The organism is Janibacter hoylei PVAS-1, from assembly GCF_000297495.1.
GTDB classification, from domain to species: domain Bacteria; phylum Actinomycetota; class Actinomycetes; order Actinomycetales; family Dermatophilaceae; genus Janibacter; species Janibacter hoylei.
In genome coordinates, this window is the sequence record NZ_ALWX01000018.1 from 1 (window position 1) to 17,613 (window position 17,613).

General features: G+C 73.7%; 17 protein-coding genes and 1 pseudogene. 10 read left to right on the forward strand and 8 right to left on the reverse strand.

The genetic code is table 11. The features are described 5' to 3' along the window. Positions 1-57 precede the first annotated feature (57 nt). The 4 genes and pseudogenes from B277_RS04620 to B277_RS04635 form a co-directional block, all read right to left on the reverse strand. On the reverse strand, positions 58-1,461 hold the full coding sequence (locus tag B277_RS04620) for a sodium/solute symporter (RefSeq protein WP_338009730.1): 1,404 nt from the start codon (positions 1,459-1,461) through the stop codon (positions 58-60). Positions 1,462-1,536: 75 nt separating this feature from the next. Beyond that, positions 1,537-1,908, reverse strand: a complete 372-nt coding sequence (locus B277_RS16530) for a hypothetical protein (protein ID WP_007925695.1) — start codon at positions 1,906-1,908, stop codon at positions 1,537-1,539. Between the two features lie 94 nt (positions 1,909-2,002). Then, positions 2,003-2,665: pseudogene (locus tag B277_RS16535) on the reverse strand (LytR/AlgR family response regulator transcription factor); the annotation flags it as partial. A 10-nt stretch (positions 2,666-2,675) separates the two neighbouring features. Next, entirely contained in the window at positions 2,676-3,875 is a 1,200-nt protein-coding gene (locus B277_RS04635; protein ID WP_007925703.1) for a sensor histidine kinase, read from the reverse strand. Between the two features lie 32 nt (positions 3,876-3,907). On the opposite strand from B277_RS04635, the gene B277_RS04640 reads away from it, so the two are divergent. The 7 genes from B277_RS04640 (at position 3,908) to B277_RS04670 (ending at position 9,258) form a co-directional block, all read left to right on the forward strand. Further along, positions 3,908-5,044 (forward strand): Fic family protein, encoded by a 1,137-nt coding sequence (locus tag B277_RS04640; RefSeq protein WP_238539370.1) that lies wholly within the window; start codon positions 3,908-3,910, stop codon positions 5,042-5,044. 27 nt (positions 5,045-5,071) lie between these two features. Next, positions 5,072-6,817: a TadA family conjugal transfer-associated ATPase gene (locus tag B277_RS18810; protein WP_007925706.1), complete on the forward strand. Its 1,746-nt coding sequence runs from the start codon at positions 5,072-5,074 to the stop codon at positions 6,815-6,817. Beyond that, a complete protein-coding gene (locus B277_RS15805) occupies positions 6,814-7,503 on the forward strand; it encodes a type II secretion system F family protein (RefSeq protein WP_051987873.1) in 690 nt (229 codons plus the stop codon). The genes B277_RS18810 and B277_RS15805 overlap by 4 nt, the downstream gene beginning before the upstream one ends. Continuing rightward, positions 7,500-8,051 (forward strand): type II secretion system F family protein, encoded by a 552-nt coding sequence (locus tag B277_RS04655; RefSeq protein WP_007925710.1) that lies wholly within the window; start codon positions 7,500-7,502, stop codon positions 8,049-8,051. Before B277_RS15805 ends, B277_RS04655 begins: the two co-directional genes overlap by 4 nt. A gap of 266 nt (positions 8,052-8,317) precedes the next feature. Next, positions 8,318-8,509, forward strand: coding sequence for a DUF4244 domain-containing protein (locus B277_RS04660; protein ID WP_007925712.1), 192 nt, complete (start codon positions 8,318-8,320; stop codon positions 8,507-8,509). A 19-nt stretch (positions 8,510-8,528) separates the two neighbouring features. After that, positions 8,529-8,861: a TadE family type IV pilus minor pilin gene (locus tag B277_RS04665; RefSeq protein ID WP_007925713.1), complete on the forward strand. Its 333-nt coding sequence runs from the start codon at positions 8,529-8,531 to the stop codon at positions 8,859-8,861. Further along, entirely contained in the window at positions 8,848-9,258 is a 411-nt protein-coding gene (locus B277_RS04670; RefSeq protein ID WP_007925714.1) for an Rv3654c family TadE-like protein, read from the forward strand. Before B277_RS04665 ends, B277_RS04670 begins: the two co-directional genes overlap by 14 nt. 9 nt (positions 9,259-9,267) lie before the next feature. Here the strand turns inward: B277_RS04670 and B277_RS04675 are convergent, their stop codons facing one another. Genes B277_RS04675 through B277_RS04685 form a run of 3 tightly spaced genes read right to left on the reverse strand, consistent with a single transcriptional unit; the run spans position 9,268 to position 12,499 of the window. Then, a complete protein-coding gene (locus tag B277_RS04675) occupies positions 9,268-9,651 on the reverse strand; it encodes a DUF1304 domain-containing protein (RefSeq protein WP_007925715.1) in 384 nt (127 codons plus the stop codon). Positions 9,652-9,661: 10 nt separating this feature from the next. Then, positions 9,662-10,153 (reverse strand): hypothetical protein, encoded by a 492-nt coding sequence (locus B277_RS04680; RefSeq protein WP_007925716.1) that lies wholly within the window; start codon positions 10,151-10,153, stop codon positions 9,662-9,664. A 21-nt stretch (positions 10,154-10,174) separates the two neighbouring features. Further along, a complete protein-coding gene (locus tag B277_RS04685) occupies positions 10,175-12,499 on the reverse strand; it encodes a DEAD/DEAH box helicase (RefSeq protein WP_007925717.1) in 2,325 nt (774 codons plus the stop codon). An 18-nt stretch (positions 12,500-12,517) separates the two neighbouring features. Between B277_RS04685 and B277_RS04690 the strand changes: the two genes are divergently transcribed. The 3 genes from B277_RS04690 to B277_RS04700 all read left to right on the forward strand — a co-directional run bounded on the left by B277_RS04690 (position 12,518) and on the right by B277_RS04700 (position 16,820). Next, the gene (locus tag B277_RS04690; protein WP_007925719.1) at positions 12,518-12,871 is read left to right on the forward strand and encodes an STAS domain-containing protein; all 354 of its coding nucleotides are present in this window, start codon (positions 12,518-12,520) and stop codon (positions 12,869-12,871) included. A 62-nt stretch (positions 12,872-12,933) separates the two neighbouring features. After that, positions 12,934-15,282, forward strand: coding sequence for a sodium-translocating pyrophosphatase (locus tag B277_RS04695; RefSeq protein ID WP_007925724.1), 2,349 nt, complete (start codon positions 12,934-12,936; stop codon positions 15,280-15,282). A 26-nt stretch (positions 15,283-15,308) separates the two neighbouring features. Further along, positions 15,309-16,820: a DUF7059 domain-containing protein gene (locus B277_RS04700; RefSeq protein ID WP_007925725.1), complete on the forward strand. Its 1,512-nt coding sequence runs from the start codon at positions 15,309-15,311 to the stop codon at positions 16,818-16,820. 246 nt (positions 16,821-17,066) lie between these two features. Here B277_RS04700 and B277_RS04705 read toward each other — a convergent pair whose 3' ends face one another. Next, positions 17,067-17,456, reverse strand: coding sequence for a DUF4878 domain-containing protein (locus B277_RS04705; protein WP_007925726.1), 390 nt, complete (start codon positions 17,454-17,456; stop codon positions 17,067-17,069). Between the last annotated feature and the right edge of the window lie 157 nt (positions 17,457-17,613).

Consider the following 17,613-nt stretch of genomic DNA (forward strand, 5'->3'; position numbering starts at 1 on the left):
GCGCGACGAGGCGGKCAGCGGGCTCGGCGAGGACGTCCTCCGGGGTGTGCAGGCGGGTCAGTCGTGCGGGCCACGCGTCGCGGGCGGGAGCCCGGCGTGAGCAGCGAGACGACGATCGCGACGACGACGGCGAGCGGCGTCGCCCAGGCCGTCGGTGCGGCGACGAGCGCACCCGGCCATCCCTCGGGCGCGAGGGCGAGGACGGAGACGATCGCCGCGAGGCTCGTCGTGGTGCCGCCGACGAGGACGCCCGCGGCCGCCCCCCTTCGCGGTGAGGCGGGTCCACCAGACGCCGAGGATCAGCAGGGGCGCAAAGGTGGCGGCGGCGATGGCGAAGGCGTGCCCCACCGCGGAGGAGATGCCGATCGGCTCGGCCGTGACGGCCGTGACGAAGGGGGCGAGCACCCCGACCATGGCGGCGAGCCGGAAGGAGGAGGACGGGGTGGCGTCACCCTGGGTGAGGCGGGCGGTGAGCGGCCGCAGCACGTCCTGGTCGATGGCGCCGGCGACGGACATCGCGACACCCGAAGCGGTGGCGAGGAAGGCGGCGAAGGCCCCGGCGGCCACGAGTGCCGTGAGGAGCTGACCGTCGAGCCCGGAGAGCATGGCGCCGGGCAGGGCGAGGACGACGGTGCGGCTGGGGTCGCCGGCGGTGTCGACGGGGTCGAGGTAGGCCCGGCCGAGGTACCCGTAGACCGGCGGGAAGACGTAGAAGATGCTCAGCAGGGCGAGGACGGAGACGGTCGTACGGCGCGCCGCGACCCCGTCCGGGTTGGTGTAGAAGCGCACGGCGATGTGCGGCAGGCCCATCGTGCCGAGGCAGAGCGCGGCGAGGGTGCTGTAGGTCGTGAAGAGGGTGCGGGGCGTGGGTTCGTCGGAGGTGAGCGGTTCCCACCAGGACGCGGGGGCCTGCGGTGTGGGTGAGCCGGAGCGGTGCCAGACGAGCAGCAGGACGAAGGCGGGGACGGCGATCGCCGTGAGCTTGATCCAGTACTGCACGGACTGCACGAGCGTCACCGAGCGCATGCCGCCGGCTGCGACGTTGAGCACGACGATGACGGTGAGGACCGTCGCGCCGACCCAGGTGGGCAGCCCGCTCACGTGGCGCAGCGCCAGGCCGGCACCCTGCATCTGGGGGAGCAGGTAGAGCCAGCCGATGCCGACGACGAGGAGGGCGCACCCGCGGCGCAGGGCCCGGGACTCCAGACGGGCCTCGGCGAAGTCGGGGAGGGTGTAGGCGCCGGATCGCCGCAGGGGTGCGGCGACGAGGATGAGCAGCACGAGGTAGCCGATGGTGTAGCCGATCGGCATCCACAGCATGTCGATGCCCTGGTCGTAGACGAGCCCGGCGACGCCAAGGTAGCTGGCCGCCGAGAGGTACTCGCCGCCGATGGCACTCGCATTGCGCCAGGGGGTGACGGTGCGGCCGGCGACGTAGAAGTCGCTCGTGCCCTTGGCCAGTCGTCAGCCCGAGCGCACCGAGCGTCAGCGTCGTCAGGCAGACGATCGCGATCGCCAGGACGCTCAGGGGCTCGGTCACCGGCGCCCCACGACGTCGCCGAAGTCGGCCTCGAGCCGCTCGCTGGCGCGGGTGTACCACCGAGCGGTGAGGACGACGCCCGGGTAGACGAGCACGCCGAGCACCACCCACGGCAGGGGCAGCCCTAAGGCGGTCCAGCGTCGGGCCGCTGGGATGAGGGCGAAGACGAGGGGCAGCGCTCCGAGCGTCACCGCACCGAAGGCGATGGTCGAGAGGGAGAGCTGGAGCTGGGCGCGCATGAGCGAGGTGACGTAGGCCGCCCCGAGCGAGGAGTTGCCGGCGATCTCGTCGCGGACCGTCCGGGGACGTTCGCGGCGGCTGGGGCGGCGGGTCCGCGTGACCCGGACCCGCTGGGGAGGGGTGCTCACCCCTCGTCCGAGCCTGGCGGGGCCGGAGGAGGGTGCCGCGCAGGTGTCGGGTGTGCCGGCGGCTGACCTGCAGCTCGGTGCCGTCGACGACGACGCTGCAGCGCCCACCGTCCTGGTGGATCTCGCTGATGTGTCGCGTCGAGACGAGGGTCGAGCGGTGGATGCGGACAAATCCTGCCGCGGCCCATTGCTCCTCGAGGGTGGCGAGCGGGATGCGCACGAGGTGAGAGCCGGTGGGGGTGTGCAGCCGCGCGTAGTCACCCTGGGCCTGGACCCAGCGGATGTCGCTGCGGGGGATGAAGCGGGTGACCCCGCCGAGCTCGACCGGGATGGTCTCCGCGTCCTCGGGCGGTGACGGGTGGGCCTCGCGCTTGGCGGCGGTGAGGCAGCGACGCACGGCCTCGCCGATGCGCTCGGGGCGCACGGGCTTCATGAGGTAGTCGACGGCGTCGAGGTCGAAGGCGTCGACCGCGTGCTCGTCGTGGGCGGTGACGAAGACGACCTGTGGGCGCTCGGTGAAGCGCCGGATGACGCGGGCCAGCTGCATGCCGTCGAGCCCGGGCATCGAGATGTCGCTGAAGACGACGTCGACGTGCTCACGCTCGAGGGCGGCCAGGGCAGCGGTCCCGCTCGCGGCCGTGAGCACGCGGGCGACCCGCTCGTCCCGGTCGAGGAGCCAGGCGACCTCGTTGCGTGCCGGTGCCTCGTCGTCGACCACGAGCACGACGAGCCCGTCGGGCTGGGGCGGAGGTGGCATGGCCACCAGACTAGGCCGGTTCTTCGAGTGCAGGGGAGTACTTGGGTACCCGGAAGGAAACCCTCATCCCGGCGCCCGGCGCCGTGTCGACGACGAGGCCGAACTCATCGCCGTAGACCTGACGGAGCCGGGCGTCCACGTTGCCGAGGCCCACGGAGTCGGCGCGCGACTGGCCGTCGAGCACCTTGCGGATCGACTCCGGCTCGGCGCCGACGCCGTCGTCGTCGATGGTGATCTCGGCCTCGGTGCCGTGGTCGGTCGCGCTGAGGGTGACGTGCCCCGGACCCTCCTTGGGTGCCAGGCCGTGGCGCACCGCGTTTTCGACGAGGGGTTGGATCGCGAGGTAGGGGACGCGGACCGGCAGCACCTCCGGGGCGATCTTCAGGGTGATGCCGAGCCGGTCGCCGAAGCGGGCCTGCTCGAGCACGAGGTAGCGCTCGACATTGCGCAGCTCCTCCCGCACCGTCGTGAAGGCGCCGCCGCGCCGCAGTGCGTAACGGGTGAAGTCGGCGAACTCGAGCAGCAGCTCGCGGGCCCGTGCCGGGTCGGTGCGCACGAAGGAGGCGATCGCGGCGAGGGAGTTGTAGATGAAGTGCGGGGAGATCTGGGCGCGCAGGGCGCGCAGCTCGGCCTCCATCGCGCGGGTGCGCTCGAAGGAGAGGTCGGCGAGCTCGACCTGCGTGGCGACCCAGGCGGCGACCTCCTCCGCAGCGCGGGCCAGACCCGCGGAGACGGCCGGGCCGTAGCCGGCGACGGCCCCGATGACCCGACCATCCGCGGTCACCGGAGCGATGACCGCCGCCCGCACGGGGCAGTCGGTCTGCGTGCACGTGACGACGTCGGGGCCGAGGACCACGGTCTGGCCGGACGAGAGGACCGGTGCGGCCTGGTCGACCACGCTCGGCAGGTGGTGCCTCCCTTCGCCCTCCCACACGAGGACGCTCGAGGTGTCGCACACCGCCAGCCCCGGGGTGGCGAGCATGGCGCGCAGGTAGGGCGCCGCGCGCTCGCAGCCATCGTCGGTGAAGCCGTCGGCGAGGTGGCGAGCGGCTTCGGAGGCGGTGTGCAGGGTCTCGTAGGTGGCCTGGTCGGTGACCGAGATGAAGCCCGGGCGGGCGCGTCGCCAGCGGGCGAGGCCGATGACGAGCCACACCGCGAGGAAGGCGCCGGTGACCACCGCCACGGTGGGCAGGTGCAGGCCGGCTTCCATGGCCGCACCCTAGTGCGGCCTACGCTGTGCGGGTGCCTGACTCCAGCCCCCTCGTCACCGCCCTGACCCAGCTCGCCGAGATCCCCGAGGTCGCGCAGGCCTCGGACCGGGCCCGCGAGGTGTGCACCAACCTCCGGTGGCACGAGGCGCTGCGGCGACGGATCCCCGAGGCATCGGCGGAGTCGCGCGTGCGGGGCGCGTGGGCGAGCGCCGAGCTCGACGGGGCGCGCTCGACGGCGTCGATCGTGCGCGAGCTGATGATGGGGGCGCGGGAGCGCACCCCGGACCCGGACCCTGCCGAGCGCGTCATCCACGGCGCCATCGCGGCGACGGCCGAGAGCGAGCACCTGCGTGACCTCGTGACCCGTGCCCCGGGCCAGGCGCTCGCCCGGCTGCACACGGCCGCCGCGGCCGAGCTCGTGGAGGACCGTGACCAGCTGGGGCGTCCGCGGGTCGAGGGGGAGGGGTGCGAGGAGTTCGCCGACCTCGGGCCGGCCCCGACGGGTGCCGAGCTGCGGCAGCGTCTCGACGGGATCATCGAGCTCATGCGGTCGGCGAGCGCCGCGCCGGCGCTCGTCGTCGCCTCGATCGTCCACGCGGAGATCGCGGCGACCCGGCCCTTCGTCGTCGGCAACGGCCTCGTGGCACGCGCGGTGGAGCGCGCGCTCATCGCGGCGACCGGGCTGGACCCCACCGGTGTGGCCGTCCCCGAGGCGGGTCACGGGCACGAAGGGGGGGCCCGCCTACCTCGGGTCGCTCAACGGGTACGTCCACGGTGGCGCGCCGGGGGTCAGCCTGTGGCTCACGCACTGCGGGGACTCGCTCGTCGCGGGCGCCGAGGAGGGCTGGCGGGTGGCCGACTCGGTGCGCTCGGGACGACTCGGCTGAGGGCGCCGGAGGTTATCCACCGGTCCGAATTGCATTCGAGCCGATGCGTATTAGAGTTGCTCATCAGCCGCTCCCTTCGGGTTGAGCGGCCAGCGCACGGCTCCCTCCCCCCCGGAGTCCGCGCGTTGACGGCCCCGGCGCTCCCCCGCCGGGGCCGTCCCCTTTTCCCGGGGCGCGTCCCCAGCCCTGCCGAGGCCCTGCCGGGCCCGTGCCGTCTCGTCGTCCACAGGCCAGCGCCGGGGCCGGTGCTCGTCCATAGGTGCGCCGCGATCGTCCCGTGAGCTGCGGGTAGCGGGCACGGTCGAGGCATGCACCCCGTCGTCGTCATCACCGCAGCCTCGGGTGGTCTGGGCGTCTCGACCTTCGCCGCGACCGCCGCCACCGTCCTCGCCCGGGAGGCCTCACCCACGCTGGTGGACGGCGCCTTCGGCGGCGGGGGAGTGGACGCGACGGTGGCGGCCGAGCACCTCGAGGGGCTGCGGTGGGGTGACCTCGCCGACCACGACGGGCGGGTCGACGCGGCTCGGCTGCGCGAGGCACTGCCGCGGGGGCCGGTCCCCGTGCTGGCGGCCCGCGGGCAGCGGCCGTCGGCCGAGGTCGTGCGTGATGTCGTCACGGGGCTGGCGGCGATCGGTCCCGTCGTCGTCGACCTGCCGTGCTCGGGGCGGCTCCCACGGGTGTGGTCGGAGATGGCAGACGTCGCGGTGGTGCTGGTGGGGCTGCGCCCGCGGTGGCTGCGTGACGGTGAGGCGCTCGCCGGGCAGGGCAGTCTGCCGGAGCAGACCCTGCTCGTCACCCGGGGGGCCACGCCGCGCCGGCCGGGTCGCCGAGCGTGCGGCCGACCACCTGGGGCTGACCCTGCTCGACCACCTCTGCGACGACCCGGGCGTGGTGCGCGACGAGGCCCATGGGCGGGCGCCACGGCCCAAGGGCCCGGTGGGCGAGGTCGCGCGCGCCCTGGCGGCAGCGCTGCCGGAGGCTCGGCAGCCGCTGTCGGAGCAGGTCCTGGGGCTGGCGTCATGACGTGGTCGAGCGCGATCGACGCGCAGGTGCGGGCCGGTCGCGCGCCGGACGACGCCGTGATCGAGGAGGTGGCCCGCACCGAGGCGGTCCGCCTGGGCAGCGCAGGGGCGCTGCGACGCTCGGGTCAGCTGCGGGCCGACCTCATGGGGCTCGGGACGCTCGAGCCCCTCGTCGAGGACGAGGCCGTGACGGACGTGCTTGTCAACGGCGATGGGTCGGTGTGGGTCGACCGCGGTGCCGGGGTGGTGGCCGCCGGGGTGGAGCTCGACGGGCCCGAGGCGGTGCGTCGGCTCGCGACGCGCCTCTCCGCGGTGGCAGGTCGTCGCCTGGACGATGCCCAACCCTGGGTCGACGGGTTGCTCCCGCGGGGGATCCGGCTGCACGCCGTGCTGCCCCCGCTCGTGGCCGGTGGCGCCCACCTGAGCCTGCGGATCCCGCGTCACCGAGGCGGAGGACTCGATGCGCTCGTCACGCTCGGCATGGCCAGCGCCGGCCAGGCCGCACGGTTGCGCGAGATCGTCCACGACCGGCAGGCCTATGTCGTCACGGGCGGCACGGGCACGGGCAAGACGACCCTGCTCGCGGCCCTGCTCGCCGAGGTGCCGGCGGCCGAGCGGCTCGTCGTCGTCGAGGACGTCGGCGAGATCGACGTCGGCCACCCACACGTCGTGCGCCTGCAGGCCCGGTCGGCCAACACCGAGGGGGCCGGCGAGGTGACGATGGTCGACCTCGTGCGGCAGGCCCTGCGGATGCGCCCGGACCGCCTCGTCGTGGGAGAGGTCCGCGGGGCAGAGGTGAGGGACCTCCTGCTCGCCCTCAACACGGGCCACGAAGGGGGCTGCGGCACCCTCCACGCCAATCGCGCCGAGGACGTGCCGAGCCGGCTCGAGGCGCTGGGAGCGCTCGCCGGGATGAGTCGTGATGCGGTGCGCGCGCAGGTGGCCAGCGCGCTCGAGGTCGTCGTCCACCTCCGTCGTGTCGGCGGCCGACGGGTCGTCGACTCCATCGGTCCATTGCCGGTGCGGTCATGACGCTCGCAGTCGTGGGCCTCGTCCTCGCAGCGGCCCTCGTCTGGCCCGGCCGAGCCGCCGGCGTCGACATGGGCCCTGGCAGCGCCCTCGCCACACCGCGCAGGTGGTGGCGGGGTCGTCACGTGTCGACCGGTCGGGTCGAGGACCTCGAGTCGCTCGCCGGGGTGGCCGATCTGCTCGCGATGGCCCTGCGCTCGGGCGCGGCGCCGGTGTCGGCCCTGCGGGTCGTCGCCGCCCAGGCGCCCCGACCGTGGCGCCGGGTGCTCGAGGAGGTGCGCGACGAGCTGGCAACTGGTGGCGTCGCGGGGGCGGTGTGGCGTCGGCACGCGAGCGAGCGCGAGGAGTTGGCGCCGCTCGCCGGTGCGTGGTCGCTCAGCGAGGACCTGGGTGTCGCGCTCGCCCCGTCGATGGCGACGAGTGCGCAGGTGCTGCGGGCCAGGGTGCAGGCCCGGCGACGTCTGGAGGCCTCGACGGCGGGTGCCCGAGCGACGATGCGGATGCTCACGCTGCTGCCACTGGTGGGGCTGCTGGCGGGGTTCGCCTTCGGCCTGACGCCGTGGGAGGTGTACGGGCACAGCGCGGTGACGATGGCCTGCGCTGTGCTCGGCCTCGTGCTCACGGCGCTCGGCTGGCTCGTCTGCCGGCGGGTGCTCGCCCGTGCTGTCGCGCCCCGGGAGCACACGTGAGCCCGACCGTCGCCTTCCTCGTCGTCGTGGCGGTCCTTGCCTGGCCCGGCCGCAGCGCTCATCTGCGGTGGTGGCGCCGTGACGCGGAGCCCGTGGGGGAGGCGCCGGCCTCCTCGGTCACGGTGGACGAGGTTGCGGACGCGAGCGTCCTGCTCGCACTCGCCCTGCAGTCCGGTCGTGGGCTCGTGCAGTCCCTCGACGAGGTGGCCGGGGTGTCCGCGGCCGGCGCGGCGGAGGACCTGCGCCGGGTGGCCGCCGCCCTGCGCTGGGGGCGATCCATGAGCCAGGCGTGGACCTACGCCCGTGGGGTGTGGGGGCCGACGGCGACGGCCTTCGTCGTCGCGGACGCCGTCGGAGCTCCGTCGGCGACCGTGCTCCTCGACGCCGCGAGCAACCTGCGTGAGACCGAGGCGAGACGTCTCGAGGAAGCGGGAGGTCGGGCGGCGGTCATGCTCGTGCTGCCCCTCGGCCTGTGCTTCCTGCCGGCCTTCATCGCGACGGCCGTGGTGCCCACGGTCGCCGTGCTCGTGGGGACCCAGCTGTCCTGAGGAGTGGGTGACCCATGAGCGGGGTCCTGACGATCACCGCAGCCAGACGGCCGGCGGTGCCTCGCTGATCGCCGTGCACCACGCTGGCTGCCTCCTTCCGATATCGACCGGTCGACGGTTGCGCGAGGACCGTCGGGGATCCACAGGTGCTGGGTGCGGGGTGGGGTCGTGCACAGATGGCCCGGGCCGCGGTCAGGAGAACCGCTCAGGGCGAAGGGTGGACCTCACCGCGGCACATCGGGTGCCGCCGAAGGGAGGAGCGTCCCATGAAGAAGTCCATCGTCCGGTGGAGCCACCGGGCCCGGTTGGCCTGCGAGGCCGGCATGACGACCGCCGAGTACGCCGTCGGCACCTTGGCCGCCTGCACGTTCGCGATCGTCCTGCTGGCGGTCGTGAAGTCGGGGACCATCAAGTCGGGCCTGTCCGATGTCATCCTCGAGGCGCTCGGCATCCGCTAGGGCGGGCGACGAGTCGGGGATGGTGACGGCGGAGCTCGCCCTCACCCTCCCCGCCGTCGTCCTCGTCCTGACGATCTGTCTCGGCGCCCTTGCCTGGGGCGTCGACCGGGTCCGTTGCGTCGATGCCGCGCGCGTGGCCGTTCGCGAGATCGCCCGCGGTGAGGACCCGGGGCGCGCCCTCGACGACGCCCGAGCCCTCGCCCCCGAGGGTGCGAGTCTCGAGGTCGCCCGAGGCGGTCGCGACGTCACGGTGACGGTGACGAGCTCACCGCCGGAGGTCCTCGCCTTCGCGACGGGGGAGACCTCGTGCTTCTCAACGGCGCGCGTGGAGCCGACTCATGACCCGGCGTGACCTGCACGCCGAAGCAGGGTCCTCGACGATCATGTCGCTCGCCCTCATCGCCGTGCTGCTCACTGTCACGGTCGCGGCGCTCGCGGTGCTCTCGGCTGTCCGTGCCGCGCACATCGCGCGGTCGGCTGCCGACCTGTCGGCACTCGCGGGGGCGATCGAGTACCAAGCCTCTCTCGACGCCTCCGCGGCGTGCGCGGAGTCCTACCGTCTGGCGCAGCGGCACGACGTCCGGCTCCTCGACTGCCGGGTCACCGGCGACGGGGACGTGACGGTCACGGTCGCGGCGAGGATCCCCCTTCGTCTCGGCGGTGTCGGGCCGGAGCAGGCCGAAGGGAGGGCCCGCGCGGGGCCGCAGCCCGACCAGACGGCCGTGGGCGGCCTCCTCGACGGACCCTGACCGGCGGCGTCAGAGGGCAAGTCCGGCGACGAGCAGCGCGATCGCCAGCGCGGGCAGGACCCCTTGGTTGACGGCGGCGCGGGCCTTGTCCGGGCTGGAGAGGAGCAGGACGAGGCTCGCGGCGAGCATCGAGCCGACACCGGTGAGCACGAGCGTCAGGCCGACCGCCTCGTGCCCGACCGCGTGCACGACGATGCCCAGCGCGACGGCGATGGCGAGGAAGAGGTTGTAGAACCCCTGGTTGAAGGCGAGCTCGCGGGTGACCTGGGCCTCTTCCACCGAGGTGCCGAAGACGCCCCGGGCGCGGGTCGTCCACGCGAAGGACTCGAGGTAGAAGATGAAGACGTGCAAGGCGGCCGCGCACCCGGCGACGGCCAGACCGACCCAGATCACGGCCGGCCCGTCAGGCGCGCGGGTCGCGGCGGATCGGGCGGGTGGCGTCGTCGGCCGGCGCGGCCCCGCGCGTGTCGATCCGCTGGGTGGCCGCGCTGGTCGTGGGGTCGTGGCTCTCGGCGACCTCGGCCCGCTCGCGAGCGATCTGCGTCGAGACCCGCTGCTCCTCCAGGTCGCGCTCGCGCTGTGCGAGCTCTTCCTGGTGGGCCGCCTCCTGCTCGGCCAGCCGGCGGCGCGACTCCGCCTCCTGCTCCTTGCGCAGGCGACGTGCCTTCGCCTTGCGGGTCAGCGCCCACTTGATCGTGACCAGGCCCAGCCACAGCAGCAGCATCGTCAGCATGCCCGCGATGACGAGGGTCAGCGGGTTGAGGTTGATCGTCACCGCGTCGAGGAGACGGATGTCGACCTCCTGGCCCGACACCTCCGGCGCCTGGGTCCCGAGGATCAGCGCCGCCCCGATGAGGAGGGCGACGAGCACGAGGATGATGCCGAGGATGACCATGAGGGGTTCCTTTCGGTGGCGTCAGCCCGCCGTCTGCGGCAACGGGTCCTCGCTCACTGTAGGACCGAGCGTGCCCAGGAGCAGGTCAAGCAGGGCCACCGCGCCGCGCGCGTCGAGCGGCTCGTTGCCGTTGCCGCACTTCGGCGAGACGACGCACGCCGGGCAGCCGTCCCCGGCGCACGCACACCCGGCGATCGTCTCGCGGGTCATCGTCAGCCACTCGGTGATCCGCTCGTGCGCCCGCGCCGCGAATCCGGCCCCGCCCGGGTGCCCGTCGTAGACCATGATCGTCGGTAACCCCGTGCCCGGGTGCAGGTCGGTCGAGACCCCACCGATGTCCCACCGGTCGCAGGTCGCGAGCAGCGGGAGCATCCCGATCGCCGCGTGCTCGGCGGCGTGCGCGGCACCCGGCACGTCGGCCTCGGCGACTCCGGCGGCGGCGAGTGCCTCCGGCGTCATCGTCCACCACACGGCTCGCGTCGACAGGGTGCGCTCGGGCAGGTCGAGGTCGTGGCGCCCGATGACCTCGCCGCTCGGCAGCCGCCGGAGGAACCCGGTCACCTGGCGCCGCACGTCGACCCGCCCGAAGGAGACCCGCACCGGCCCGTGGTCGACCCCCGCCTCCTCGGCGACGATGTCGAAGGAGGAGACCGACTGGGCGTGCGTCGTCCACCCCGGGTCGCCGGCGACGACCGTGGCCGTCGCCTGATCGAGATCGAGCTCGGTGACGACGAAGGTGCGCCCCTGGTGCACGTGCACCGCACCCGTGTGCGCCTGGGCGTGCGCCGATGACTCGTCGATCGTGCCGACGACGCGGCCGGACCTCCCTTCGACGATGCTCACCACCTCACCGATGCCGCGCAGGGAGACGTGCTCACCCGGCCGGTCCGGCCGGGTCCAGTACCAGCCACCCGGCCGACGGCGCAGGATGCCGCGGTCGACGAGGACCTCGAGCACCCCTGCCAGGCCGTCGCCGAACCACCCCTCGTCGTCGAGCGTCACCGGGATCTCGGCGGCCGCGCACGCGACGTGCGGTACGAGCACGTGGACATTGGCCGGGTCGAGCACGCTCGCCTCGACCGGCGCGTCGAAGATCGCCTCCGGGTGGTCGACGACCCACGTGTCGAGCGGGTCGTCGGCCGCGAGCAGCACGGCGAGGGCGTCCTGCCCGTCACGGCCGGCGCGGCCTGCCTGCTGCCACGCCGACGCCAGCCGCCCCGGCCAGCCGGCCATGAGCACGACGTCGAGCCCGGCGATGTCGATGCCGAGCTCGAGGGCATTGGTCGCGGCGAGCCCGAGCAGGTCACGCTCGCGCAGCCGACGCTCGATGACGCGGCGCTCCTCGGGCAGGTAGCCGCCGCGGTAGGCGGCGATCCGCCCCTCGTCGGCGGCGCTCACCTGCCGCGCCGCGGAGGTGGCCAGGGCCTCGACCCCGGCGCGGGAGCGCGCGAAGGCCAGCGTCTGCACGTCGCGACCCACGAGGTGGGCCATGAGGTCGGCGGCCTCCGTCGTGGGGGAGCGGCGGCTCCCTTCGTCGTCCTCGGGCGGCTGCCACAGCGCGAAGGTCATCGCGCCGCGCGGCGACCCGTCGTGGGTGACGGCGAGGACGTCGTCGCCGACGAGGCGGGTGGCGTGCCCGCCGGGGTCGCCGACGGTCGCGGAGGCCAGGACGAAGACCGGGTCGGCGCCGTACCGACGCGCCACCCGCCGCAGGCGACGGATGAGCAGCGCGACGTGCGAGCCGAAGACCCCGCGGTAGACGTGGCACTCGTCGATGACGACATAGCGCAGTCGTCGCAGGACGTGCGCCCAGTGCTCGTGGCCGGGCAGGAGGGAGTGGTGGACGAGGTCGGGGTTGGTGAGGATGACGTCGGCGTGGTCACGGATCCACCGGCGCTCGTCGGTCGGGGTGTCGCCGTCGTAGGTGGCGGCGCGGATCCCCGGGATCGCCCACGACTGGATGCGGGCGAGCTGGTCGGCGGCCAGCGCCTTGGTGGGGGAGAGGTAGAGGGCGGTGGCACCGCGACCGTTGGCCGCGGCCCTCCCTTCGAGCACTGCTGTGAGCGAAGGGAGGAGATAGCCCAGTGACTTGCCCGAGGCCGTCCCCGTGGCGAGCACGACGTGCCGCCCTTCGCGGGCGGCCTGCGCGGCGGTCGCCTGGTGCGACCACAGTCGCGCGATGCCTGCCCCGGCCAGAGCCTGCCGCAGGGGAGGGGCGACCCACGTGGGGACGTCGGCGTGCTCCGGCTCGCGGGCGGGGAGCGACTCGACGTGCCGGACGAGCTCCTCGCGCCCGCGCGCCAGGTCGGCGAGCAGGTCGCGGGCCTGCGGGCGGGTGTGGGACATGTGTTCTACGGTAGGCGGATGCCGATCTCCGTCACGACCAGCGCAGCCGGAGAGGTCAATATCGTCCACGTCACCGGGGAGATCGATGTGGCCTCCGCCGCGGTGCTGCGCGATGCCCTCGAGGCCCTCATCGCCGACGGGCGACGCCGCCTGACGCTCGACCTCGGAGGGGTCACCTTCCTCGACTCGACCGGTCTCGGGATCGTCGTCGGCCGCCTCAAGAAGCTCGCCCGCCACGGCGGGACGCTCACCGTCGCGGCCTCGCACGAGAGGGTGCTGCGCGTCTTCGCCATCACCGGCCTCGACCAGCTCCTCGACATCCACCCCGATCTCGAGGGCGCGGTCCGGGCAGCGGGGGCGCCCCGGCAGTAGGGTGACAGCGCGGCTGACCCGCCTGATGACGGACCGGCCGTGACCCGCGCCCATCAAGGAGGATGGCATGGCTGTCACGCTCGCGACCCTGTCCACCGCATCGTCGATCGACCTCGACGGCACCAACCTGGGTCTGGTCGGGGGGTGTCGCCGTCATCGGCCTGCTGGCCCTCGTGCTCGGCGTCGTCCTCAGAGGCCAGGTGCTCACCGCCGGCGCGGGCACGCCCCGCATGCAGGAGATCGCCGGGGCGGTCGAGGAGGGCGCGCACGCCTACCTGCGCCGCCAGTTCAGGACCCTGCTCGTCTTCGTCGCGCTCGTCTTCGTCCTCCTGCTCTTCCTGCCCGCGGACTCCTCGGGCGTGCGGTGGGGTCGCTCGGGGTTCTTCGTCCTCGGCGCCGGCTTCTCCGCCGCCATCGGGTATCTCGGGATGTCGCTCGCGGTCAAGGCCAACGTCCGCGTCGCCGAGGCGGCCCGCTCCACCGGCCGCGACGACGGCATGCGCATCGCCTTCCGCACCGGCGGCACCGTCGGCATGTTCACCGTGGGCCTCGGTCTGCTCGGCGCGGCCGTCGTCGTCCTCGTCTACCGGGGTGATGCGCCCAAGGTGCTCGAGGGCTTCGGCTTCGGCGCCGCGCTCCTCGCGATGTTCATGCGGGTCGGCGGCGGCATCTTCACCAAGGCCGCTGACGTCGGCGCCGACCTCGTCGGCAAGGTCGAGGCGGGCATCCCCGAGGACGACCCCCGCAATGCGGCGACGATCGCGGACAACGTGGGCGACAACGTCGGCGACTGCGCGGGCATGGCCGCCGACCTCTTCGAGTCCTACGCCGTGATGCTCGTCGCCGCGCTCATCCTCGGCTCGGCGGCCTTCGGCGCCCACGGGCTCGTCTTCCCCCTGCTCATCCCGGCCATCGGTGCGGTCACGGCGATGATCGGCATCTTCATCACCCGGGCGCGCTCGGGCGAGTCGGCGCTCGATGCCATCAACCGGGGCTTCTTCATCTCCGCGGCGATCTCGGCCGTGCTGTGCGCCGCCGCGGCCTACCTCTACCTGCCCGGCACCTACGCCGAGCTCGGCTCCTCCGACGAGACGGTCGCCCAGCTGGTCGGTGACCCGCGGCGCGCCGCCCTGCTCGCGGTCGTCCTCGGCATCGTCCTCGCCGCGGTGATCCTGCGGATGACCGGCTACTACACCGGCACCGACAAGCGCCCGACGATGGACGTCGCCCGCACGACCGAGACCGGCGCCGCCACCGTGATCCTGTCGGGGATCAGCCTGGGCCTCGAGTCGGCGGTCTACAAGGTCGTGACCATCGCCGTGTGCATCTACCTCGCCTTCCTGCTCGGCGGCTCCTCCGTCGTCCTCGGCCTCTTCTTCATCGCGCTCGCCGGCTGCGGACTGCTGACGACCGTCGGGGTCATCGTCGCCATGGACACCTTCGGCCCGGTCTCGGACAACGCGCAGGGCATCGCCGAGATGTCCGGTGACGTCTATGGTGAGGCGGCTCAGGTGCTCACCGAGCTCGACGCGGTCGGCAACACGACCAAGGCGATCACCAAGGGCATCGCCATCGCGACCGCCGTGCTCGCCGCGACCGCCCTCTTCGGCAGCTACACCGATGCCTGGCGCGGTGCCCTGTCGACCGTCGACGAAGGGAGCGTCACGGCCCAGCAGGTCGCCGACCTCGAGCTCATGGTCAACACCCAGATCGTCACGCCGAGCGTGCTCGTCGGGCTCCTGCTCGGGGCTGCGGTCGTCTTCCTGTTTTCGGGCCTGGCGGTCAACGCGGTCACCGTGGCCGCGGGCTCGATCGTCCACGAGGTGCGTCGTCAGTTCCGCGAGCACCCCGGGATCATGGAGGGCACCGAAAAGCCCGAGTACGCGCGGGTCGTCGACATCTGCACGCGCGACTCGCTCGCCAAGCTCGCCACCCCGGGCCTGCTCGCCGCCCTGACCCCGATCGTCGTCGGATTCGGCCTGGGCATCGGGGCGCTCGCGGGTTTCCTCGCCGGGGCGATCGCCTGCGGTGCCCTCATGGCCGTCTTCCTCGCCAACTCCGGTGGCGCGTGGGACAACGCGAAGAAGATCGTCGAGGACGGGCACCACGGCGGCAAGGGGTCGCCGGCTCACGAGGCGGCGGTCATCGGCGACACCGTCGGTGACCCCTTCAAGGACACCGCCGGGCCCGCGATCAACCCGCTCATCAAGGTGATGAACCTCGTCGCCGTGCTCATCGCGCCCGCCGTCATCACCCTCTACCTCGGTGACGGCGCCGACCAGCTCGTCCGGTGGGCCATCGCCCTGGTCGCCCTGCTCGTCGTCGCCGCCGCGCTCGTGATCACCAAGCGCGACGACGTCGCCGTCGGCGACGGCGACGGCGAGGGGGTGCCGGCGGTCGACCGGACGTAGGTGGCCGCCCCACTAGGCTCGGCCGGGTGACCGCCAGCACCACGCCCCGCACCCACCCCGAGCTGATCGCCGCGCTGCGCGCCGACCTGGGGGAGGCCCCCTTCGCCGTCGACGCCGTCAGGGAGCGGCTCGGCGACCTCGCCGCCAACGCGCTGGGGCGCGAGCAGTCTCTGCCCGCCCGCCGCGCGGTGGCCGGGGCCAGCGACCCGCTCGGCATCCTCATCGGCTGCTTCGGCCTCGGGCTGCCCACCGCCGCCGACGACCTCGCCCGGGCGCTGCCCCGCACCGGCGTCACCGGCGCGGTCACCCTCGGGATCGTCGAGCCGCAGGGCGCACACGTCGTCGCCACGTGCGACCTGCGGCCCTACGGCGACGACGCGGGAGGCGCCTGGTGGGTCGCCTCCGACCCGACCGAGCACGCCCGCAGCGGCCCGCTGCCCGTCGACCACGTGCTCGGCATCGGGGGCGCCTCGTCGACCCTCGCGTCGTGGACACCCCGCCCCCGGGTCGCCCGCGCCCTCGACGTCGGGACCGGCTGCGGCGTGCAGGCGCTGCACCTCTCCGGCCACGCCGACGCGGTCGTCGCCACCGACCTCTCTCGTCGGGCCCTCGGCTACGCGGCCTTCAACGCGGCGCTCAACGAGCAGGACTGGGACCTGCGCGAGGGCTCCTTCCTCGAGCCGGTCGCGGGGGAGGCCTTCGACCTGATCGTGAGCAATCCTCCCTTCGTCATCACGCCGCGCACCGCCGACGTGCCGCTCTACGAGTACCGCGACGGCGGGGCCGCGGGCGACGCCGTCGTCGCGGCGCTCACCCAGCAGGTCGGCGCGCACCTCGCGCCGGGCGGCATCGCCCAGCTCCTCGGCAACTGGGAGTCGGTGGCGGGCCAGGACTGGCGCGAGCGCGTCGGGGAGTGGGTCGCGGCGAGCGGTCTCGACGCGTGGGTCGTCCAGCGCGACGTGCAGGACCCCGCGGAGTACGCGGCGCTGTGGTCCCGCGACGGTGGGCACCTGCCCGGCACGAGCGAGCACGAGGCGCTCGTCGGTGCCTGGCTCGACGACTTCGAGCAGCGGGGTGTCGAGCAGATCGGCTTCGGCGTCATCACGCTGCACCGCCCGACGTCGCGGCGGGCTCCCTTCGTCGACCTCGTCGAGGCGACCGGGGCGGTCGCCTCGCCGATGGGCCCGGCCATCGCGGCGGGGCTCGTCGCCCGCGACCGGCTCGCCGGACTCGACGACGACGCCCTGCTCGACACCGCGTGGCGCTGCGCCGACGACGTGACGACGGAGACCCACGCGGCGCCCGGCGCCAGCGACCCCCATGTCATCGTCCTGCGCCAGGGCGGGGGCCTGGCCCGCTCGATCCGCCTCGACACCCTCGACGCCGCGCTCGTGTCGGTGTGCGACGGCGAGCTGACCGCCCGCCAGTCGCTCACGGCGATCTCGGCACTGCTCGACCTGCCCACCGGTGAGGCCCTCGGCGCCGGAGCAGGCCTGGTGCGCCGGCTCGCCGCCGACGGGCTGCTGCTGCCCGGCTGAGTCCCCTTCGAGACGGCCGCAGGCGGCCTCCTCAGGGGGCGGGTCGGGTAGCGGCCGTAGGCGGCCTCCGGGTCCTGAGGTGGGAGTCTGCGCAGCGGGCGACCGTCTCGAAGGGCAGGGGGGCGCGGGGAGTCCGCGCAGCGGGCGGACTCTGAGGGAACGGCGCGGGTGCCTGGACACGGAAGAACCCTCCCTCCGCAGGAGCGTGAGCTCGTGCGGAGGGAGGGTTCGACGGGTTGCCCGAGGTCAGGCGCCCATCGTGATCTTCCACTCGTCGTCGACCTTCTTGAGCTTGACGTCGTTTTCCTCGCCCTTGGCGTTCTTCACCTTGACAGTGGCGGTCTTCTCGTCATCGGAGACGGTGGAGGAGAGGATCTCGATGTCGTCGGCGTTGGCCTCCTCGGCCATCTCGTCGCCGCCCTCCTCCATGCCCTCGGCGCACTTCATGCCGCCCTGCTCCATCGTCTTGACCATCTCGGGGTCGATGGCGTCGCAGACCTTTTCGTAGTCCTTGTCCTCGAAGGCCTGGGCGAAGTCGGTCACGGCCTTCTCGGCGTCCTCCTCCGGGCTGCTGCCGCAAGCGCTCAGGCCGAGGGCCAGCGCGCTGGCGGCGAAGACGGTGGCGAGCTTCTTCATGGGTGGGTCCTCCCCTTCGTGGGCCGGCCGTGGCGCCGGACGCTCTGCCGACGAGCCTAGCGACGGGCGGCCGGCAGCACGACGGGGAGCCCTCCCCGGTCAGCTGAACTGCCAGGAGCGCTTCGACAGGCCGTACCGACTTCGCCCAGGCCTTCGA